The organism is Aeribacillus sp. FSL K6-2833 (assembly GCF_037965815.1).
GTDB classification, from domain to species: Bacteria; Bacillota; Bacilli; order Bacillales; family Aeribacillaceae; genus Aeribacillus; species Aeribacillus composti.
In genome coordinates this window covers 3363057-3386324 of record NZ_CP150189.1, presented here as the reverse complement: position 1 = coordinate 3386324, position 23268 = coordinate 3363057, and the positions used below count along the sequence as shown (strand labels likewise).

Below are 23268 nucleotides of genomic sequence, written 5' to 3'. Positions count from 1 at the left end.
TTATAAAGGTTTGTGAGAATTATGGAAAAGGCAATTATTGCAAGAAATATAACAAAAAAATATAAACTATATCACAACAATAGGGAAAGAATTTTGGATTTGATTTTTCCAAAAAGCTATGGAGAAGATTTTTATGCACTAGCAGATGTCAGTTTTGAAGCAGATAAAGGTGATGTTATTGGTTTTTTAGGGATTAACGGTTCGGGAAAATCGACATTGTCTAATATAATTGCTGGTATAGTTCCTCAAACATTTGGAACTATACAAGTAAATGGTGAAGCGTCTTTAATTGCGGTAAATGCTGGTTTAAAAAATGATTTAACAGGCAGAGACAATATTGAATTAAAATGTTTAATGCTCGGTTTTAGCAAAGAAGAAATTAAAGAAATGGAACCAAAGATTATTGAGTTTTCCGAGTTAGAGAAATTTATTGATCAACCAGTTAAGTCTTATTCAAGCGGGATGAAATCTCGACTTGGTTTCGCTATTAGTGTTACTGTCAATCCTGACATATTAATAATTGATGAGGCCTTATCTGTCGGAGATAAAGCCTTTGCTGAGAAAAGCTTGGCGAAGATGAAGGAATTTAAAGAAATGGGAAAAACCATGATTTTCGTTAGCCATTCAATAGGCCAAATGAAAGAGTTTTGTGATAAAGCGTTATGGCTGGAATATGGTATGGTAAAAGACTTTGGGTCAATTAATGAGGTTATTCCGAAATATGAAAATTTTATTAAAGAATGGAAAAAGAAAAATAAAGATGAAAGAGAAGCATATATGGCTGCTGCATATGAAAAGCAACGAGAGGTTTTAATGAAATTAACATAAATAAATTAAAAAAATTCAATTATTGTAAAATTATTGCAAATACTAAAATCTCTAATTTAAAAATCGTCAAAAAGATTATTGAAGAAAATCAATTTTTATATTATTCAAGGAGCATTCCTGTAATGAAGAAATTTGAGGTTTGAAACAAAAAGAGCCCTCTTGGTATAGTACAGGGTGTCAATGCATTGCCCCCGAATTAATAAGTTACCAAGGAGGACTCAATAATGAATTATACTCAAAATCGAAAAATCTCGCAAATCACACCATCAACATTAATAATCGGCATTGATATTGCCAAAGACAAACACGTGGCACGGGCACAAGACGATCGAGGAATTGAATTTGGAAAACGCTTGATCTTTGAAAATCGCATACATGGTTTCCAAATGCTTTTAGATTGGGTGAATCGACACCAACAAGAAAATGATAAGAACCATGTGATTTTTGGGGTTGAACCAACCGGACCTTACTGGTTAAATCTCGCTTATTTTCTTACCGCAAAGGGCTATGACTTTGTGCTAGTCAATCCGATGCATGTAAAGAAAAGCAAAGAGCTTGATGACAACTCTCCAACAAAAAACGATACAAAAGACGCCAGAGTGATTGCACAGCTGATAAAAGACGGCCGATACTCCGTACCAAATCTCTTAGGACGGTATTTACGCGGAACTAAGAGAAGGCGTCAAAATAAGAGATCAGCTCACTCAACAGCTTGCCATCACAGAAGGACGTATTCAAAATTTGATTCAACGTTATTTTCCGGAGTTTTTCGATGTTTTCGGAGATTGGAAAGGAAAAGCAGCTCTTTGCACGCTAAAACTGTTTCCATTTCCTTCTCAAATGAAAGAAATGACACCTGAAGAGGTTCTCTCAAAATGGAAGCCATTTGTACAACGAGCAGTTGGAATGAAGCGAGCAACGAAACTAGTAGAAACGGCCAAAAAGAGCATTGGAATTCAAATCGGGATTCAGTTTACCAAACGTGAAATGGAATATCTGATTGACCAATATGAGCTTTATCAAACGCAGTTGGAAGAGTTGGATCAGGAGCTAGAAGCTCTTGTAGAAACGATCCCAGGTGCTAAGCAAATGATGAATATTCCTGGGTTAGGTGTTACAACAGTCGCTCTATTCTTCGCTGAAGTGGGTGATCTCACAAAGTACAGTCACCCTCAGCAATTAGTTAATCTGGCAGGCCTTTCATTACGTGAGCATAGTTCTGGAACATTTAAAGGACAAACCAGAATAACGAAACGGGGACGAAGCAGGCTGCGTAAAGCTATGTACTTAGCGATTCGGCCACTCGTTGCCCATAATCCAACTTTTAAAGCTTTACATCAATACTATACAAAACGATCTGAAAGGCCTTTAAAAAAGCAACAGTCCCTCATTGCTTTGTGTTGTAAGCTATTACGTGTCTTATTTGTCATTGGTCAAAAACAGTGTGAATTTGATGGTTCAAAATTATTGCGAGGGTTACCTCAAATTACCTTACAAGTTGCTTAAACCGATTTATTAACCAACATATTAACTAAATTACGATCGAATACTTCAAGTATTTCTAAAGACAAACACCAATAGTGCCGAGTCGGAGTTTATTTTTACCATACGGGCTTATGACCCAGCCGAGGAGCTTATCCGACCTCCACCTCATGGATACGCAGGACGAAGGAATGTATGGATCTCAATCCGGTGATACATGGGAGGGTTAGCGACCGTGAGATGAGTGGAGATTTTGCGCACGGTCATAACTGTTATTACTAAACAATACCAGTTTGGTTGATAGGATGTCCCCCATCTGTAAGGAATTTAAAGAAATTCAATTTATCACCATGATTTTCGGTGGATCAACTATTAGGTGTCAATGAAATTTAGAGAAGACGGGAGTATTCGGGAGAAAATTAAAGTATATAGAGGGAGGCATTCATTTTGAAAAGAGTACGAAAAGCAATTATACCGGCAGCTGGTTTGGGAACACGATTCCTGCCAGCTACAAAGGCAATGCCAAAAGAAATGTTACCTATTTTGGATAAGCCGACGATTCAATATATTGTCGAGGAAGCGGTAGCATCTGGTATTGAAGATATTATCATTGTTACAGGTAAAACTAAAAGGGCTATTGAGGATCATTTTGATAATGCTTTGGAATTGGAACGCAGTTTGGAGGAAAAAGGAAAATATGACTTGTTGGAAAAAGTTCGGTATTCATCGAATCTTGCTAACATACATTATATCCGCCAAAAAGAGCCAAAAGGCTTAGGGCATGCGGTTTGGTGTGCTCGTAATTTCATTGGTGATGAACCATTTGCCGTTCTCCTTGGTGATGATATTGTCCAAAATGATGTTCCTGCGCTCAAACAATTGATTGATCAATATAATCAAACTTTTTCGTCCATTATTGGAGTTCAACAAGTTCCTGAGGATGAAACTTACAGATATGGGATAATTGATCCATTATCCAATGATGGAAGACTATATCAAGTAAAAAACTTTGTAGAAAAACCTGAACCAGGTACAGCACCATCAAACTTAGCTATTTTGGGACGATACGTGCTAACACCTGAAATCTTTCATTTTTTAGATAAGCAAAAAGTCGGAGCAGGAGGAGAAATTCAGTTAACTGATGCCATTCAAGATCTGAACAAAATTCAGCGTGTGTTTGCATATGATTTTGAAGGTGAACGATATGATGTCGGTGAGAAAATTGGATTTGTAAAAACGACATTACAATTTGCTTTAAGGGATAAGGAATTAAAGCCACAGATTACACAGTTTATTAAAGAATTGTTTGAAAAGGAAAAAATTACTTTGTAACAGTGGTATTGATTAAATGAGAGTACAAATTCTGAACGAAAAAGCTAATAAAACAAATTTATTCAACATCCGTTGTCTTAGACAACGGATGTTTTTAATAGGTTCTATGTCAATTGTTTGGGTGCACACCTTTTTATATGTGTGAAAGTTTGATCAAAGAGATTCGGAAGTGTCATGAACAGTTTAGCAGCTTAGAAGCCGCTGTATTTGACCATTCAAGATTTTTATCGAGAAATGGGCAAGACGAAAGTTGCGAGGATTTGCCGAAACTCATGAAGTGCTCCAGTGAATGTTTGAAGAACATTATTATTAACAAAATGTTATAAATAAAATGCGGTGCGAAGTTTATTGCTTAAAAGTATGTTTACGATGGGCGGGACACTTTATATAAAATGCGATGGGATCCTGATTTTGCTGATGTAAACAAAAGATACGGAAAGCAATATGCTACAGATATCGGTTGGGCATATAAACAAACAGCTAGTATGTAAAATATGTACAAATTACTAGATTCGTATACTTTGGTTCTTGAAATACCGGAGTATAAAAAATAAGTGATAAAAAAGGGGCTGTCCAAAAAGTCAGGGTAACTGACTTTTTGGAGCCCCTCATTTTTTCACTTTTTAAAAAAAATGCACAAAAAAATCGTCCTTTCTAGTAAAATGAAGTTACCACACAACATTACAGAAAGGACGATTTTTTATGAGCAATCAAATGATTACTCGTGAAAATTATAACACACAAATGACACTTCCTCTAGATGGAAAAGAAGAAAAAACTCCTGCCAAAAGAAATTTAGCCCCTACTTTCAAACCATATGACAACCGTCAAGTTCAAATGATTTATGATATTGAATCTCTTATACCCGAACATCACGTGGCACGTGTCGTGGACGAAATGGTGGAGGCGATACCAGATAAACAATTGTTTTCTCATTATAAAGGCGGCGGCAGAAGTTCCTATCATCCCAAAATGATGCTGAAAATCATTCTGTATGCTTATTCTCAAAAGGTTTATTCCTGCCGAGGAATCGAAAAACTCGTTAAAGAAAATATTCCTGCCATGTGGCTTTCAGCGATGCAACAACCAGATTTTCGCACCATTAATGAGTTCCGAGGGGAACGGATGAAAGCTTTAATGGATGAGCTCTTTGAAGTCATGATTCTCAAATTGATAAAAGAACATTACATCACGATGGAAAACTACTTTTTGGATGGCACTAAGATCGAAGCCGATGCCAATAAGTATTCTTTTGTGTGGAAAAAATCCACTTTGAAATTCGAAGAGAAATTAAAAGAAAAAATCCAAGAAACACTAAAGCACATTCATGAATTAACCCAATTAGAAGCCGGAACAGGGCAAAAGGAAAGCGATCAACATACAGAGATCACCGAACAAAACCTGGAGGAAATCGCAAAAGAAATAGAAGAAAAAGTTGAAACGCTAACGGAAGAAATCGAAAAGGAGACCGATACATCCATTCGGAAAGAGAAGCGAAAAAAACGCAGTCAATTAAAGAAATCGGTGAAACAAATTCGTGAAGATTTCCTGCCCCGAATGGCAAGATACAAGGAACAAAAGGAAATGTTCGGTGACCGTAACAGCTACTCGAAAACAGACAAAGACGCAACCTTCATGCGCATGAAAGAAGACCATATGAAAAACGGTCAGCTCAAGCCCGGATACAACGTGCAAATGGGGACAGAGAATCAGTTTATCTTGTTTTATACCATTCATCAACGACCGACCGATACACGTTGCTTTATCCCACATATGGAGAAGCTAGCCTCCAGTTCATTACCGATGCCCAAAACGGTCATTGCGGATGCAGGCTATGGTAGTGAAGAAAACTATGTATATGCAGTTGGTGATGAGAAAGAGCCCCGTTTTGAGTTTCTAATTCCTTATGGGAGCTATGTAAAAGAACAAACACGTACATACAAAAAAGACATTAAAAATGCCAAAAACTGGACCTATTGTGAAGAGGAGGATTGTTTTATTTGCCCGAATGGAAGGAGAGTAACGTTTAAAAAATACCAAAACAAAAAGAATCCATCTGGCTATGAACAAAGCTTCAAAATATACGAATGTGAAGATTGTACCGATTGCCCATTGAAAGCGAAATGCACAAAAGCGAAGGGAAATCGTCAAGTTCACTGGAATCCCATCTTCGAAGAAATGAAAGCAAAGGCCAAAACAGCCCTTGAATGTGAAGAGAAAGCCGCAATCTACGCTCGACGCAAAGTCGAGGCAGAAAGTGTGTTCGGTCACATCAAGGGCAATCGGTCGTTCCGCAGATTTTCTTTGCGGGGCCTCGACAAGGTACATGTTGAGTTTGGGATTGTGGCATTAGCCCACAACATACTGAAAGTAGCCGGCATCCGCCAGCTACTTTCAGATAAAAATCGAAAAAATATAAAAGCAAGTGGAGAGAAACGAATTGTTTTTCTCCACTTGCTTCATTTTAGGGACTTATCGGACAGCCCCTTTTTTTAGTTCTTTATTTTTGGGAAAATTGGCCGATAAAATAATATAGAGTAAAAGTTTGGGAAGTAGGAGGTAATATGAAGAATTTTGTTATAGCATTCTTTTCAATTTTTATTGTAATTATTTTTAGTTTTATAGCTCCATCTTATGCAGAAGCTAAAAGCTATCCAGACGTCAATCGTTACATTAATTCGAAAAAATTACCTGTAGCTAGAACAGAATATAATCATATCATGATATTTCCTAAAATGAATTATCGTTATGGCTATGGTCGAGTAGAAGGCGTAGTGGCTCATGAAACGGCAAATGATAATTCGTCAATAACAAATGAAATTAATTATATGGTAAGACACTATAATAATGCATTTGTCCATGCTTTTGTTGACCATTCAAGAATTATTGAAATTCATCCAACTGACTTAAAGGCTTGGGGTGCAGGAAAATATGCCAATCCTCGCTTTGTTCACGTAGAATTAGTAAGAGTTAAGACCTTTGATCAGTTTGCTAGATCTATTAATAACTATGCTAGCTACATTGCAAATATCTTATATAGATATAATTTAGGTGTTACAAGTGCTGAAACCGCTGGCCAGGGAACATTATGGTCACACAGAGCAGTCAGCATCCATTTAGGCGGTACGGATCATGTTGATCCCCATGGATATTTTCAAAAGTGGGGATATAATTGGAATCAATTTGTAACACTTGTTAAACAAAAGTATAATGAGCTAACTGCAAAGAGAAAGCAATATACTAGCAAACTAGGACATATTCGATCACGAAACGTGCGTATCTACCCTAATCCACTTAATCCAGCAAATTATATGGTTGCTGGAGAAAAATATACAAATCAAGTTTACTATATTAAACAAGAAAGCAGCTTAAATGGAATAAAATATTACTTATTGAGTTTAAAACCAAGTAATCGAGAAGGATTAGTGGGTTGGGTCAAGGCACAAGATCTAACTGTTCAAGAACATGTGGGCATTAAAAATAATAAACAGGAGTTTGTAGTTACAGGTGCAGGCAAAGCTTATAATAAGGCTTGGGGAGGCCAAAAAAATATCATATATAATACGTTATCTGCATTTGAAGGGAAACAATTTGTCGTCAATTTAACAGAAAAAGTTGGAAACACGATTTGGTTCAGAGGAAGTTTAAATGGTAAACAAATATGGATCCAATCAAATTATTTATCTAAACAATATGCAACAAGCCTGCTCGGACATATCCGCAATAGTAATGTGCAAATTCACAAAAAAATAGGGGATAGTACATCAAGTTTTAAAGCTGGATCACAATATACAAACCAAGTGTATTATATTAAAAAGCAAGCAATTGTCACTGGTCAAAAATACTATTTGATAAGTTTAAACCCAAGCAGTACATCAGGAGTAGTTGGCTGGGTAAGGGCAGAAAACATGGCGGTTAACAGTCATAAAACAGTGGATAAACAGGGAAAAACCTATTATCTCAAAGGAACCGGCAGCGCTTATCGGAAAGCTTGGGGTGGAAAGAAAGATTTAGTCTATGAAAATCTTTCCCAATTTACAGATCAGGTTTTCCGTGTCCATTTGACGGAAAATGTAGGAAAGAATGTTTGGTACCGCGGAACATTAAACGGCAAAACGGTATTTATTCATTCAAGTTATGTGACAAAAGCCCAAGAAACAGCCACCAGCAAGCTAGGGCATATTCGGACACGACAAGTGAAAATTTATAAAACATTAGGTGATCCATCGACAGCCATTACATCAGGTGCAGAATATACTAATCAAGTGTACTATATTAAAAAACAGGCGTCTGTGAATGGCCAAGTGTACTATTTGCTTAGTCTAAAACCGAGCAGCTCCAATGGTGTAGTCGGATGGGTAAAAGCAGAAAATGTTTCCATAAATACCCACAAAACAGTAGACAAACAAGCAAAATTGTTTACAATCATAGGGACTGGTAGTGCTTATAATAAAGCTTGGGGTGGTAAGAAAAATATTGTTTATACAGACTTATCAGATTATAAGGGAAAAGAATTCAAAGTTGACCTTACAGAAAAAGTTGGTAACAACACTTGGTACAGAGGTCTTTTAGATAATAAAAAAGTATGGATTCACTCGGTCAACCTAGCTGCTACAAGAACTACAAGCAAGCTAGGGCATATTCGGACACGACAAGTGAAAATTTACAAAACATTAGGTGATCCATCGACAGCCATTACTTCAGGCGTAGAGTATACCAACCGAGTATACTATATTAAAAAACAAGCGACCTTTAATGGAGATTTGTATTATTTAATTAGTTTAGAGCCAAGCAGTATAAATGGTATAGTCGGATGGGTACAAGCAAAAAATATGTCTGTAAATACCCACAAAGCAGTAGACAAACAAGCAAAATTGTTTACGATCAAAGGAATCGGTAGCGCCTATAGCAAGGCTTGGGGTGGAAAGAAAGATTTAGTCTATGAAAATCTTTCCCAATATAAAGGAAAGGCTTTCGAAGTACATTTGACTGAAACTGTTGGGAAAAACACATGGTATCGCGGAAGGTTAGATGGAAAAATAGTTTGGATACATGAATCTTTCATAAAGAGGTAAGTGGTTCAAAGTACTGTCCGATAAGCCCTAAAATGAAATCAGTGAAGATAAATGAGTTGTTTTTCTTCACTGACGCTTGTAATTATAGATTTTACTTGAAAGCAGATGTTGCATGCTGGCAACTTTCAGGTTGTGGGCTAATCGAAATTGTAAACTCGACAGTATTCTTTATAAAGAATTCCCTTTCTAGGTTGTGAAAATTCCTAGTAAGGGGATTTTTTTAATTTATTCATTATTTTTAGATTCGAAAAATAATTAAAGATAAACTAACTGATAGTTAACTTTTTAAGGGTTTTGTTTATTAAATGAGGTTACCATTAATTTTGAAAGGAAATAATGAATCATAATTGTTTGCGTTAATATTAATTTATTGTAAAAATTTTTTAAATCCCATATTTTGAGCTTTCTTCAATTGTAAAATAATATCATATCAGCACATAAATATTCACATTTTTGGAGGGGTTGTGTTTGAAGGTCGTGATATCAGGGTTTTTCGGTGCGGGGAATACGGGAGATGAAGCTATATTGGAATCAATGATCGATAATTTAAGGGAGGAAATTGATCCGATTAATATAACTGTTTTTTCACTGTCCCCTGAAGAGACCTCACGGAAGCATCAAGTAAAAAGTATATATAGAGGCTGGCGTCGTGATTTTCTAAAAAAGATTCAGACACTTCGCGAGGCTGATCTATTGTTAAGTGGAGGCGGAGGGCTTTTGCAGGATACATATTCGACAAAATTTTTATTTGGACCTTTGCCATATTATTTATTAATTGTGTTTTTAGCGAAGCTGTGTGGAACGAAGGTAATGTTTTTTTCCCAAGGTATCGGGCCGATTGAAACCCGATGGGCAAAAATTTTAATGAAAATATTTGCAAATATGGCAGACTTTATAACAGTAAGGGATGAGTTTTCAAAGGATTTGCTTATAAAATTGGGGATAAATAAGCCGAAAACAGTCGTAACGGCGGATATTGTGTTTGCTTTTAAAATAAAGCAGGATGATGCCTGTTATAAAAGTTTACCGTTAACAGGTAAAGAAAAAATTATTGCTGTCTCAGTTCGTCCATGGTTTCGTCATCATCAGGCATTTCAAGTTTTAGCGGACGCGCTTGATGAATTAATTGAAAAGGATCAATTCACGCCCGTCTTTGTTCCAATGGAGGGAGAACATGACAGGATACAGTCTGAAAAAGTGATGGGTTTAATGAAGAACCGTGATAAGTGCTATATTTTGAGCACTGACTTTAAACCGCATCAATATTTATATTTTTTTAGGCATGCCAAAATTGCGATTGGTATGCGGCTTCATTTCCTTATCTTTGCCGCCAAAATGGGGACACCGCATATTGGAATAAGTTATGATCCGAAGGTAAAAAACTTTCTGGAAAGAACCGGATTGTGGTGTTATTCTTTTTCAATGGAAAATCTTGAAAAGCAGCGCTTGCTGGAAAACTTCCGGGCAATATTGATGGAGAAACAAAACGTTAAAATGAAATTAACAAAAAGTATTCAAGATTTGCAGCAGGAAGCAAAAAGGAATATTTATCTCATGAAAGAAAACTTTTTGTAAATGTTTATGGCAAAGAAGGTGTCATGATGTCAACACTCAAAAAAGCGGCGATTTGGTCAACGATCTTGGCTATTGTTTTGAAGCTTTCCGGTTTTTTAAGAGAAAGTATCATGGCCAAGGAGTTTGGAGCAAATGAATATACGGATGGCTATTTAATTGCTTTTTCTTTCATAACATTAGTCGTAGCAATGATTTCTAGCGGATTTAATCATGCCTTTTTACCAATATATATAAAAGAGAAGAACAAAAATAGCCAATTAGCAGATCAAAATGCAAATGCTGTATTAAATTATACAGTTTTCCTTTTTTTATGCTTATCGATTGTTGTATTTCCTTTCTATCCAATCATTTTGAAAACTTTATTTCCGGCTATGAATGCAGTAACAGAACATGTAGCTGTAAAAATAACCGCGATTTTCCTGCCTTTTATAAGTTTAATTGTATTAAGCGGAATTTTGGATACGTATTTGCAAAGCAAAAGAAGTTTTATTCCTGCTCATGTATCAAAATTGCTGCCAACGTTGTTTGCCGCAATATTTGCATTGACATTATCGGAAGCATTAGAAATTTACAGCTTAATTTACGGATTTATTATCGGTACCCTTTTGGGTGTGTTCATTCAATTTTTTTATTTAAAAAAAAATGGCTATCATTGGGCATTTACTTTTAATATAGAGAGGCAATTTCGAAAAAGCATCATTGTATTATTTCTCCCTTCAGTCGCCAATTCGGTAGTCGGTCAAATTAATATGTTCGTTGACAAAATTTTTGCTACAAGTACAATTAGCGGAGCTGTCACATATTTAAACAATGCTTCATTAATTGTAAGCATTCCCTTCACTATTTTCAGCACAACGATTGCGGCCATTATATTTACGATTTTGTCTGAAAAGTCAGAGGACGATCGAAGCTTTGAGAGAACCGTATTTCTTGGCGTTGAATCATCCGTGCTATTTTTATTGCCTGTAACAATCGGTGTAATGTTGTTGGGGGATTTAGCCATTTCATTTGTATATGAAAGAGGAGAATTTACCAGTGCGGATACGAAAAAAACGTTTGCCGCCTTAATTTATTATGCACCATTAATTTTATTACAGGGTACACAATCGGTAGTTTCTAAAGCGATCTATGTAAAAGAAAAGACAGTATTTCTGTTTATAGTTAGTGTAAGTACAATAGTGCTCAATGTTATTTTAAATTATTTTTTTGCAATAAAACTTGGATATATTGGTTTAGCTTTATCGAGCTCCATTGTTTCATTATACTATCTTGCTTTGACAATCATTTACGTTTATCGCCAATTTCACGTTAGCGAGCAAAAAAAACTTTTGCAGCTTTTAGTAAGGATTGTAGTTCCATGTGTAATGATGGCTGCCGTTATTATTTTGATAAGAAGAGCGGCATTTTTACAAAATGTTTATTCATTATTTCAGCTGCTGGTCATTTCTATAGTTGCAGCTATTGTCTATGCAATTGGCATATATTTTTTCTATCGAGACGGATATAACCGCTTTAAAAAGCTGCTAATGAAATAATAATGGTGAAATCTTTACGGTATTTTAATACTCTGTTTGCAAAAATCAATAATTTCTTAAAAATGGTTTGTTATGATTACTGGTATTAAAACATAATAAATTAGAAAAGATGATGATTGGGTGATAATGATGGAACGGTTAAGGAACTCGTCGTTCATGATTTCGCTAATATTATTGGTAGCAGCTTTATTTACCTCTAATCAATATATTGGCTATTTCATTTCCTTGCTCATTATTGCATTAATTTCGGTAAATTGGAAATCTGCCATTTTTGTTTTGATCATCTATTTCCCTATTCGCCCATTTTTAATTGAAATGAACCCGGGATTGAAATATTTAGGGGACGGAATCATTTGTGTGTTATTTTTCCTTATTGTCATACAAAAAGTTATCATACATAAAGAACGGTTTGGACGCACTTTTTTATTTTCAGTCTTTTTTCTTCTCTTTTGTTTAATTGGTGTTGTTTCAGCATTCATAACAGGAGTGGAGATAACTCCCATTATTTTTCAAATCAGGGCATTCGTACTTACTTTTTTATGTATGTTCATTATTAGTGAATTGAAAATTACTGAAAAAGACATTGCCCAATTTTTTCTTGTGACTGTCTGTTTAGCAACTGTTTTATCTGTTCATGGCCTAATTGAAAAGCTATCATTACGCACATTGCTTCTTCCAGAAGCGTGGGTTCAAATGGATTTGGCAGAAACAAACCGAATTCGCATTTATGGACTTGCTGGAAATCCGAATATTTTAGCGACTTATTTAATGATATCATTTTTTTCGATTTTTTATTTAATCAAAAAGTTTGATCGTTTTAAACCACTTTTATATGTGATCGCAACGCTAATTTTTGGCGTTGTATTATTGACCTATTCAAGAGGTACGATTCTTTCATTCGCAATTGCTTATCTTGTTTTTATTGCTGCAACACGTCAGTGGAAATTAGTGAAATCACAAATCATTGTGATTGCGGTTGCATTATTTATCATATTTTTGCCGACTGCTTATACTGCTGAATATATAGAAAATCATTTTAATGACAAGCAGCTGGCAGAGCAATCTCAGAAAAAGATACATAAAGAGAATCGTTATTTTGACATGTTTTCAGATGATACCATTTCAAAAAGCACAGAAGGTGGCAGAATTTTTATTATTAAAAAGGGAATAGAAATTTTTAAAGAACATCCGCTGATTGGAACCGGCTTTGGAACTTACGGCGATTCAGCCTCATGGGCGTTTGGTTCTCCGATTTTAAAGGCTTATGGAATTCAAAATCCAATCTACTCCGATAATCAATATATACAAATTTTAGTTCAATCAGGTGTAGTTGGCGCTTTGTTTTTCTTTCTTTTTTTTGTAATGGTAATCATAACGATTATTCGCAGTAATCGCGAAAAAATGGAAAAATGGATAGTATTAGCATTTCTAATTGTTGGTGCAACAGCCGCAGTATTTTACAATATTTTGGAAGATAAAACATTTACACTTTATTTTTATATTGTCTTGGGCTTCTTATTAAACAAACACAGGAAATTTTCGCTTCCATTCAATCAAAAAATGTAGGGGATGAGTTATGAATATCTTAATGACAACAATTTTTGACATTCCACATGAGGGTGGTTTATCAACACATGTTCTAACTTTAAAAAATGGATTAGAAGAGCTTGGGCATAACGTCGATATATTGTCATTTTCTAGTATGAATCCCATTTTGAAAAAAATTTATGCACAAGCGCCAGGATATTTACTTAATAAGATTCAAAAAGGAAAAGGACAGGTGATCAATGATGGCCAACGGAAAAAAATGTTGAAATCGATATTGAAAAAAACAAAAAAGCGTTATGACGTCATCCATTGCCATGATGTGTACGCTGCTCTTGCAGCTGTTGAAACAAACATGCCAACGGTTGCGACTGTACATGGATATTTTTCATATGAAGCGATCAGCAGGGGAGCAATTTTGAAGGATAGTAAAGAAGATCAATATATTCAGCTGATTGAAAAGGAGGCATATGAAAAAGCGGACCATTTAATAGCAGTTGACACAAGAATTCAACAATATATTTTTGATAAAACGAATAAAAAAGCGACCGTTATAAAAAATTTTATCAATACAAATGAATTTAAGCCGCAATTATATCATAAACAAGAAGTTCGAAAACGTTTGGGCCTTCCAGAAAACAGGAAGATCTTATTTGTACCACGAAGATTGACGGAGAAAAACGGGGTCATTTATCCAACACTCGCACTCCCTAATGTATTAGAAATATTTCCAGAAACGTTATTAGTTTATGCTGGCACAGGAGAGCAAATGGAAAATATTTCAGCAAAAGTGCAACAATTACAATTAGAAGATCATGTTCAGCTACTAGGCTCTGTTCCTCATGACCAAATGATGCAGCTTTATTCCGCGGCTGATGTTGTGCTAATACCCAGCGTTCACTCCTATGGAGTAGAAGAGGCGACATCGATTTCGGCCTTGGAAGCGATGGGATCTGGTTCTCCCGTCATAGCTTCAGCTGTCGGTGGATTGAAGGAAATAATTAATGATCAGAAGGATGGTCTATTAGTAGAAGAAAAAAATCCAGAGGAGCTTTCGGCAGCAATTATAAAATTGCTCAAAGATCCGCAATTAAGCCAAAATCTTGCTAAACATGCAAGGGAAAAAATTGAACGAGAATATTCGCATATTGAAGCAGCCAAGAAAGTTTCTGAAATATATAATCAAGTACAATTGAAAAAGATTTGTTAAAAAAGAATAAAATGATTCCTATACTTTCCTAAGAAGGGGTTATGAGAATTTGGGGATGACTATGAAAGAAAAAGTAAACATTTTAGGAATACCTTTTATAAAAACTAAAAGAGAAGAATTAACAAAATTGCTTATTGATAAAATGGATTATCAAGAAAAATGCTTTGTTGTGACGGCCAATCCGGAAATTGTTATGCATGCCCAAAAAGATGCTGAATATCAAAAAACTGTTCTTTCAGCAGATTATATCGTACCGGATGGAATTGGAATAATTATTGCTTCACGGATAATACGGGATCATTTGCCGGAGAGGGTGGCTGGCTTTGATTTGATGATGGATTTGTTAAGTGAAATTAACAAACGGAAGAAAAAAATTTTTTTACTTGGGGCAGAAGTTGCAGTTGTAAAAAAGGCGGCTCAAAAAATTTCTGAAAGGTTTCCGCAAATTCAAATAGTCGGTTATCATCATGGATATTTTCAATTGGACGATCTAGAAATAGCACAAAAAGTTCTTCATTCGGATGCAGACTTAATTTTGGTTGCATTAGGTTTTCCAAGACAAGAAATGTGGATTTCTAAATATTATCAAATGTTTACTAAAGGCGTTTTTATTGGTGTTGGCGGCAGTTTCGATGTTTTGGCTGAAAAAGTAAAAAGAGCACCTGTTTTATGGCAAAAATTAAATATTGAATGGCTTTATCGGCTCATTCAACAACCTTCCCGTTGGAAGCGCATGATAGCATTGCCGCAGTTTCTTATCAAAATTATATGGTTAAAATTCAAAAAAAATGTGAGGATGAGGTTAAATTTATGAAAGTCCTGCATTTAAATGCTGGAAATGAAACAGGCGGAGGCATGGTTCATATTTTGTCATTATTGAAAGAATTCAATAGGGACGAATTCATTCTAGGCGTTTTTGAAGAAGGGAAGCTTCTTGAGAAAGCAAATGAATTGGGGATAAAGACAGTTTTATTTCCACAAAAAACGAAATGTGATATTACTATCGTAAAAAATATCGTACAATTTATCCGTGAGCATCACGTCGATATGTATCATACCCACGGTCCGAGAGCAAATGTAATAGGGGCACTAGTACGCTTATTCACTCCCTGTAAATGGATTGTGACTGTTCATAGTGACCCAAGACAAGATTTTATTGCCAAGGGGTTTATCGGAAAAATGCTTTCAAATTTAAATATATTCTCCTTTCGCAGAGCTGATCATATTTTTGCGATTTCCGAACGTTTTAAAAAAATATTAATTGATTTACAAATCGAAGAAAGAAAAATAACAACGATCTTCAATGGAATAGATTTTTCGAAAACGCTGGAACCACCCTATAAGCGGGAGGAGTTTAATTTAAGCAAAGATGCTTTTGTGATTGTGATGGTTGCCCGGCTGGAAAAAATAAAGGGGCACCTTATAGCATTTAAAGCATTTAAACAGGTGCTTCAAAGCTGTCCGTCAAGCCATCTGTTATTGATAGGAAGCGGTTCGTTAGAAAATGAGTTGAAACGAAAAGTTGTGAAAGAGGGGTTGCAAAACCGGGTCCATTTTCTTGGTTATAGAGAAGATGTAGAGAGAATTTTGCCAATTGCAGATGTACTATTGCTTTCATCGTTTAGTGAAAGTTTTCCACTTGTCATTTTAGAAGCGGCTAGAGCCAAAATACCTGTCATAACAACGAATGTCGGCGGTGTTCACCATTTAATTTCCGATAAAAGCTTAGGCTGGATTGTCCCGATCGGCGATCATGAAAAATTAAAAAGATCTATAATGGAAGCTTCTGCATTAAAAAAACGGGGAAAATTGAAAGAATTTGGTGAAAGGCTTTATTTAAAAGCTTCTAAAAATTATTCGATTCAAAAATTTTCCGAAAGCATTTACAGTACCTATAAAAAAATATTAGATATTATGTGAAAAGGTGCAAAGGTTTGCGCTGATCGTCTGCTACTTGTGGTATAATCTAAAATGGTGTTGTGGAATTTTTTTGCTAGCGGTTCCTATAGCGTATGGAGATTTGAGATGTGGTTACATTAAGGGTTGAGGAGGAAAATTTTAATGATATATATATCCTTGATCATTTGTTTTGTCGTTTCTGTTCTCATAACACCAATTATAAAAAAATTTGCTTTTAAAATCGGAGCTGTTGATAAACCTAATAATCGAAAAGTACATAGCAAGTTAATGCCAAGAATTGGCGGATTAGGAATATTTGTGTCGTTTTTGGTCGGATTTTTACTTTTAAGGCCGGAAAACCAATACAGCATCCCGATTTTAATTGGAAGCTTCATTATTGTGATTACCGGCATAATTGATGATATTTATGAAATATCTCCAAAATTTAAATTATTAGGACAAGTATTAGCTGCATCCATTGTCATTTATCATGGTTTAGATGTTGAATTTATTAATTTGCCTTTTGGAGGCCAGATCGAATTTGGAATTTTTACGATACCGATTACTTTATTATGGATTGTCGGGATTACAAATGCGATCAACCTTATTGATGGCTTAGATGGATTGGCAGCAGGAGTGTCATCCATTGCGATCATTACCATTTTTGTGATGGCAATTATTATGGGGGATTTTTTCGTTGCCGGCATGTGTTTAATTTTGTTAGGGAGTACGTTAGGGTTTCTTGTCTATAATTTTTATCCCGCCAAAATTTTCATGGGGGATACTGGAGCATTATTTTTAGGATATATGATTGCTGTACTTTCATTGTTGGGATTCAAAAATGTCACCTTTATATCATTTATTGTACCAATTATTATTCTAGGCGTGCCAATCTCTGACACGTTTTTTGCTATTATTCGCCGTATCGTGAGGAAAAAACCATTGTCTTCTCCTGATAAATCACATCTTCATCATTGTTTGTTAAATTTAGGTTTTGGACATAGGGAGACTGTTTTAATCATTTATACAATGAGTGCAATTTTTGGAGGAGTAGCCATCATTTTTTCGCAAGCGACAATGTGGGTTTCATTAATTGTCATTTCGATTTTATTGATTGCCATTGAATTGGTGGTTGAGATAACAGGATTAATTGGTTCAAATTACAAACCGATATTAAAGCTGTTTAGAGAAATAAAAGTTGAAAATATGAAAAACCGATAAATAAGCAGAAGAGATTGTAATGAATTTTTGTTCCATTACGAATCTCTTTTTTTGTTTGCACATGATCATTTACAGGAATAAAAAATCAGGCTTCCCGCCTGATTCATACAGAAATCATTGATCTAGGTTTGATGACAGCATGGCGTTGTACTCCAAATGCTCTCTCAACTCCGTTGAAACTTTTTCCAAAGAATCCTCTTCCAGTTGGTAATAGTAAGTTCCATTTATCGGATTGTCGTGCCCGTCAATCGTTAAAGATTCAATGCTGCTGATGGAACCGGAATATTTTTGCAGCGCTAAGACATTACCAATGCTGAAATTTGTTGTTAAGTTTTTCCCTAAAGAGTCGATAATATCATCGTATTTCGTGATAGCCGATAAGGATGAACTCTTTTTAATTATTGCCTTTATAACCTCTTGCTGCCGCTTGCCTCTTCCGATATCGCCTAATGGATCTTTTTTGCGCATTCGGACATATGCTAAAGCTTCTTCGCCATTTAACGTTTGTACACCTTTCTTAATATGAATGGCGTTCTTTCGCCCTTTGCTATCTTGCTCAGTAAATTCTCTGTCGCTGTTCACTTCAACGCCGCCAAGGGCATCAACAATATTAATAAAGGCTTTAAAATTTAATTCTACATAATAATCGACGGGTATATTCAACAAGTTTTCAACTGTCTGAACCGTTAAATCTTTTCCACCAAAGGCATGGGCGTGTGTAATTTTATCCAGATTATGTCCTGGGATTTCCACCCTTGAATCTCTAGGGATGCTGACCATTTTAATCGATTTTTCATCTTTATTAAATGATGCCAGGATTAAGGCGTCAGATCGGCTTTTCTTTTCACCTGGCCGCGCATCGACTCCAATGAACAACACCGAAAAATTATCTTTTTTCGGATCAACTGGTTGTTCCCTTAATTCAGATTTCCTTCCTCTCTCCAGATCTTCTTGTGCTAGAAAAGAAGCATTAGCTAATTTGATCGATAGATAAACGGCGTAACCGCCAGCAATTAAAAACAGGATTAAAAATAAACAGCCAAAGACTCTTAATTTTTTTTTCTTTTTCTTTTTTCTCGTTCTTCTATTCATGTCTAACTCCTTGTTTTTTAAATTTAGTTTTTAACCTTCTCCTCCAAATATACTAAGTCGCCTTCTTTGATCACACATTTCCCATTGGTGAGATCGGTCATCCAGTCTTTGAAGCTTTGAACCCGGCCTTCCTCTACATATGTTTCAACTTCCACATGATCGGTATAGTAGATGTCTTTCAGCTTATAGACAGACGAGCGCAATTCGTTTTCGATTTTGCCGAGAAAGCTGTAATCGAACGTAGTGCGAATAATTTTCATTAGCTTGCGTTCGATGATGCCAACGTGGTCAATGGCTTCTGAAACAGCTTTTCCGTATGCACGGATCAGCCCGCCGGCGCCGAGTTTAATCCCGCCGAAGTAACGGGTGACAACAACGACAGTGTCTTTTAATTGTTTCTTTTTCAACACTTCAAGCATCGGCACTCCTGCTGTTCCGCTTGGCTCTCCGTCGTCGTTCGCTTTTTGAATTTGGTCATGCTCTCCAATTAAATATGCGGAGCAGTTATGTGTGGCATCCCAATGTTTTTTTTTGATTGTATCAATAAACTCTTGAGCTTCTTTCTCAGTTTTGGCACGATTAATATAGCAGATAAAACGTGATTTTTGAATCACGATTTCATGCTCTCCAAAGCCAGCTACGGTATAATAGGAGGAAAGCAATTGTGTATCACCTCCGAAGAAACAAAACGGCATAACTTTTTTTGACAAAAATCGACTTTTTTTATAAAAAAACACTCACATTAGAATATTATAAAACGACAAAATTTTTACTTCAATTATGAACTGATAAAGTTTTTGTAACAACTTTTTTATAATGGAGGAAAAGGCTGTGAACTCCAAAAAAATAGATTCTGCTGTAATAGACGATATTTTAAATAAAATGATCGAAACCGTCCAATCAAGCAAAGATCAAATCTTTGAAATCGGTGAAAAATCCCGCACAGAGTATGAGAAAATAGTAGAAGAATTGGAAGAAGTGAAAGAGCAAGTAAGTGAGGTGATAGAGCAAACCGATAAGCTGACGATTCAATCGAAAATCGCACGGCAGCGCCTCGTGGAAGTCAGCCGCAACTTCAACAAGTTTTCAGAACAAGATATTTTGAATGCCTATGAAAAAGCGCAAAATATTCAAATTGAACTGGCCATGCTCCAAGAAAAAGAAAAACAATTAAGAAAACGGCGGGATGAATTGGACCGCCGGCTTTTATCATTAAAAGAAATGATTGAACGAGCGGAGGTCATAGTAGGTCAAATTACTGTTGTGCTGCAATATTTAAACCAAGATTTGCGGCAGGTTGGCGATTTGCTGGAAGATGCAAAGAAAAAACAAGCCTTTGGCTTAAGAATTATAGAAGCGCAGGAAGAAGAACGGAAACGGGTGTCACGTGAAATACATGACGGACCAGCTCAAATGCTTGCAAATGTTTTGATGCGCTCTGATCTGATTGAACGAGTTTTTCGGGAAAAAGGGACTGCAGAAGGGTTTCAGGAAGTTCAAAATTTGAAAATAATGGTGAGAAATGCGTTATCTGAGGTTCGGCGCATTATATACGACTTAAGGCCTATGGCTTTGGATGATTTAGGTCTCATTCCAACACTTAGAAAGTACCTTTCTACTATTCAAGAATATGAAAAAGACATAAAAATCAATTTTCAAAACATCAGTGATGTGGAAGAAAAACGGCTTCCGGCGAAATTTGAAGTGGCCTTGTTCCGGTTAGTTCAAGAATCTGTAACGAACGCTTTGAAGCATGCGGAAGCAAAGCAAATTGACGTTAAATTTGAAGTCCGTCCAAACCAAGTAAATGTTGCAATAAAAGACGACGGCAAAGGCTTTGATGTAAAGAAAGTGTTTAAAGAAAAAAAGGAGTCATTCGGTTTAATGGGAATGAAAGAACGAGTGGAGCTGTTGAATGGGAAAATGGCAGTCCATTCTGCACCCGGAAAAGGAACGTTCATTATTATTCAATTGCCTACTAATCTATGAAATAGAGAAATGGTCTGATTGACTTCATGCATGCATCACTGAAAAAATAATAATGGGGAGGATTGTAAATGAATAATCAAGTTAAAATTGTCATAATAGATGACCATGCGCTGTTTCGGGAAGGTATAAAACGTATTCTTGATTTTGAGCCTAATTTTGAAGTGGTTGCGGAAGCTTATGACGGCAGTGAAGCTTTAACAGTTGTTGAAAGCTATATGCCGGATGTTGTCATTATGGATATTAATATGCCTGGTGTAAATGGCGTTGAAGCTACTAAGCAGCTGGTTAATTCATATCCAGATACGAAGGTTATTATATTATCGATCCACGATGATGAAAATTATGTGATACATGCTTTGAAGACCGGAGCGAGAGGATATTTATTGAAGGAAATGGATGCTGACACTTTAGTAGAAGCAGTTAAAATCGTGGCAGAGGGAGGAAGCTATTTACATCCAAAAGTAACTCACAATCTAGTCAATGAGTTCCGCCGTCTGTCATCAGCCAATAATGGACAAATTCCAGCTACAGTCCGGCGCCCTCTTCATATTTTAACCCGACGTGAGTGTGAAGTTTTGCAAATGCTTGCTGATGGAAAAAGCAATAGAAGAATCGGTGAAACGCTGTTCATTAGCGAAAAAACGGTGAAAAACCATGTCAGCAACATTTTGCAAAAATTAAATTGCAACGATCGAACACAAGCAGTAGTTCTTGCCATTAAAAACGGCTGGGTGGAAGTTAAGTAAAGTTACATATTTTCCATGGCGATTAATTTTGAACGATTTGAATCGTCAAACCGTGAAAGTGAGATTGATTTCTAAATACCAATTTTGCTCGGTGTATCTATATTGTTTTTTCCGACTTGGCTGATTGTCCAGCGATGATAAATGAATTCAATTGCATTTCTTCATTACGGCTGGAAACATAATATCATTTGGCAACTTGTCAATCTATTCGGATCCTGACCAGAGAAATGTTGTTTTTAATCAGAAGCGGCGAAAATGAATCATAGGAAGCATAACATTCAATGTTCTGGTTTTGCAGAATCAACTTAGGTGAAAATGTATCATCACCAAGCATAACGGCCTCTTCAAATAACAACAGGCGCTGGGAAGAGGCCGGTTTGCTCAGAAACAAGAAAAAATGCAGCAAAATTGGTAACCGCAATTGAAATCCACATAAAAGCTCCGTTTAAGCTGCTCAAAAATCCTTTATAAAGGTGTAGACCTCATAAGAATAACCTCAACGAAAATCATAATGAGCCGATCGACAAAACGAAATCCGCGTAAATGGCAGTATAAAGACTTTGAAGCAGCTAAAAAATTTTTTTCATCCTCTTGCAGTTTCATGGAAATCCGGCAAAGTTAATGATAAAAGCTTGCTTTTTTTATAAAATAGTTTTATAAAGGAGAGAATGAAATTATTAAAAGGAAAGGAAAAACATGATGCAAATTGCGATTGTAACAGATAGTACTGCTTACATTCCTGAAGAAGTTCGAAAGAGGCATGGCATACATATGATTCCTCTTAGCGTTATTTTTGGAGACGAGTCTTATCGTGAAGAGATAGATATGACAGCAGAGAGTTTTTGGGAAGAAATAAAGCGCCAGAAAGAGCTGCCTACGACTTCTCAGCCGCCAGTTGGTGAATTTGTCGAGTTGTTTGAAAGCTTATCGAAAGAATATGATGCAGTCATCAGCATTCATCTTTCAAGCGGTATCAGCGGCACTTACAATGGTGCTGTCACAGCAGGTCAAATGGTAGACGGCATTAAGGTATATCCTTACGATTCGGAAATAAGCTGTATGGCTCAGGGATTCTATGCAATTGAAGCAGCGAAAATGGCAAAGGAAGGGAAAAAACCGGAAGAGATCATCGCTCGCCTTGATGAAATTAAAAAATCAATGGATGCTTATTTTATGGTGGACGATCTTTCTCATCTTCAGCGCGGCGGACGATTAACCGGAGCTCAAGCTTTAATAGGGAACCTGCTGCAACTGAAGCCTCTTCTTCATTTTGTTGATAAAGTGATCGTGCCGTATGAGAAAATTCGTACGCGCAAAAAAGCAATCCAACGTATCTATCAATTATTTGACGAAGCTGCAAGCAAACATCCGGTGCGGGCGGCTGTCATTCATGCCAACAGACCGGAGGATGCCAAAAAAATGAAAGAGGAGCTCGAAAGTAAATATCCAAATTCTGAATTTATTATCAGCTATTTTGGCGCTGTCATTGGAACTCATCTAGGAGAGGGAGCTATGGGTCTCTGCTGGTATAAAAAGTAATTGCAAGGAAATGTTAAACCCATTGTGAAAAATGGCTGTATCCATCCTCTTAAAAGAACTTCCCCTTCAAAACGAGAAAAGGTGCGATCTACCAAAAAATGGAACGGTGCTGACCATCTGAAGGTGCAAAAAGCACCTTTTATTTTTTACAGAAATGAAGGATATAAATGATTCATCTAGCATCTTTCTTTCGGACGAAA

The 23268-nt window shown here is 36.1% G+C and carries 16 protein-coding genes and 1 pseudogene; 15 read left to right on the top strand and 2 right to left on the bottom strand.

Features of this window, described 5'->3' with window-relative positions; genetic code table 11:
- The first annotated feature begins 21 nt into the window (after window positions 1–21).
- The 12 genes and pseudogenes from tagH to NSQ94_RS16315 all read left to right on the top strand — a co-directional run bounded on the left by tagH (window position 22) and on the right by NSQ94_RS16315 (window position 17702).
- Window positions 22–828: a teichoic acids export ABC transporter ATP-binding subunit TagH gene (gene tagH, locus NSQ94_RS16370; RefSeq protein ID WP_339194213.1), complete on the top strand. Its 807-nt coding sequence runs from the start codon at window positions 22–24 to the stop codon at window positions 826–828.
- A 224-nt stretch (window positions 829–1052) separates the two neighbouring features.
- Window positions 1053–2334 (top strand): annotated as a pseudogene (locus NSQ94_RS16365) (IS110 family transposase).
- Window positions 2335–2757: 423 nt separating this feature from the next.
- Window positions 2758–3642, top strand: coding sequence for a UTP--glucose-1-phosphate uridylyltransferase GalU (gene galU, locus NSQ94_RS16360; RefSeq protein ID WP_339194214.1), 885 nt, complete (start codon window positions 2758–2760; stop codon window positions 3640–3642).
- Between the two features lie 702 nt (window positions 3643–4344).
- Window positions 4345–6138 carry an IS1182 family transposase gene (locus NSQ94_RS16355; RefSeq protein ID WP_339229713.1) on the top strand — a complete coding sequence of 598 codons (1794 nt, stop codon included), beginning with the start codon at window positions 4345–4347 and terminating at the stop codon, window positions 6136–6138.
- Between the two features lie 68 nt (window positions 6139–6206).
- Window positions 6207–8717: a GW dipeptide domain-containing protein gene (locus tag NSQ94_RS16350; RefSeq protein ID WP_339194216.1), complete on the top strand. Its 2511-nt coding sequence runs from the start codon at window positions 6207–6209 to the stop codon at window positions 8715–8717.
- A gap of 477 nt (window positions 8718–9194) precedes the next feature.
- Complete coding sequence (gene csaB, locus NSQ94_RS16345; protein ID WP_339195657.1) at window positions 9195–10292, top strand: polysaccharide pyruvyl transferase CsaB; 1098 nt, start codon at window positions 9195–9197, stop codon at window positions 10290–10292.
- Between the two features lie 23 nt (window positions 10293–10315).
- Window positions 10316–11827 (top strand): lipid II flippase MurJ, encoded by a 1512-nt coding sequence (locus NSQ94_RS16340; RefSeq protein WP_339194217.1) that lies wholly within the window; start codon window positions 10316–10318, stop codon window positions 11825–11827.
- Between the two features lie 156 nt (window positions 11828–11983).
- Window positions 11984–13393 (top strand): O-antigen ligase family protein, encoded by a 1410-nt coding sequence (locus tag NSQ94_RS16335; protein WP_339229711.1) that lies wholly within the window; start codon window positions 11984–11986, stop codon window positions 13391–13393.
- Between the two features lie 10 nt (window positions 13394–13403).
- Window positions 13404–14582, top strand: coding sequence for a glycosyltransferase family 4 protein (locus tag NSQ94_RS16330; RefSeq protein WP_339229709.1), 1179 nt, complete (start codon window positions 13404–13406; stop codon window positions 14580–14582).
- 55 nt (window positions 14583–14637) lie between these two features.
- Window positions 14638–15396 carry a WecB/TagA/CpsF family glycosyltransferase gene (locus NSQ94_RS16325; RefSeq protein ID WP_339229707.1) on the top strand — a complete coding sequence of 253 codons (759 nt, stop codon included), beginning with the start codon at window positions 14638–14640 and terminating at the stop codon, window positions 15394–15396.
- Complete coding sequence (locus tag NSQ94_RS16320) at window positions 15393–16502, top strand: glycosyltransferase family 4 protein (protein WP_339229705.1); 1110 nt, start codon at window positions 15393–15395, stop codon at window positions 16500–16502. The genes NSQ94_RS16325 and NSQ94_RS16320 overlap by 4 nt, the downstream gene beginning before the upstream one ends.
- A 141-nt stretch (window positions 16503–16643) precedes the next feature.
- On the top strand, window positions 16644–17702 hold the full coding sequence (locus NSQ94_RS16315; protein WP_066246873.1) for an MraY family glycosyltransferase: 1059 nt from the start codon (window positions 16644–16646) through the stop codon (window positions 17700–17702).
- Between the two features lie 114 nt (window positions 17703–17816).
- Here NSQ94_RS16315 and NSQ94_RS16310 read toward each other — a convergent pair whose 3' ends face one another.
- The gene (locus tag NSQ94_RS16310; RefSeq protein ID WP_144597244.1) at window positions 17817–18794 is read right to left on the bottom strand and encodes an LCP family protein; all 978 of its coding nucleotides are present in this window, start codon (window positions 18792–18794) and stop codon (window positions 17817–17819) included.
- 23 nt (window positions 18795–18817) lie between these two features.
- Window positions 18818–19456, bottom strand: coding sequence for a YigZ family protein (locus NSQ94_RS16305; RefSeq protein ID WP_242009286.1), 639 nt, complete (start codon window positions 19454–19456; stop codon window positions 18818–18820).
- 169 nt (window positions 19457–19625) lie between these two features.
- Between NSQ94_RS16305 and NSQ94_RS16300 the strand changes: the two genes are divergently transcribed.
- From NSQ94_RS16300 to NSQ94_RS16290, 3 genes are all read left to right on the top strand, one after another.
- Window positions 19626–20783, top strand: coding sequence for an ATP-binding protein (locus NSQ94_RS16300; RefSeq protein ID WP_130158076.1), 1158 nt, complete (start codon window positions 19626–19628; stop codon window positions 20781–20783).
- Window positions 20784–20851: 68 nt separating this feature from the next.
- The gene (locus NSQ94_RS16295) at window positions 20852–21529 is read left to right on the top strand and encodes a response regulator transcription factor (RefSeq protein WP_063386301.1); all 678 of its coding nucleotides are present in this window, start codon (window positions 20852–20854) and stop codon (window positions 21527–21529) included.
- Window positions 21530–22228: 699 nt separating this feature from the next.
- Window positions 22229–23068 carry a DegV family protein gene (locus NSQ94_RS16290; RefSeq protein ID WP_063386367.1) on the top strand — a complete coding sequence of 280 codons (840 nt, stop codon included), beginning with the start codon at window positions 22229–22231 and terminating at the stop codon, window positions 23066–23068.
- The last annotated feature ends 200 nt before the right edge of the window (window positions 23069–23268 follow it).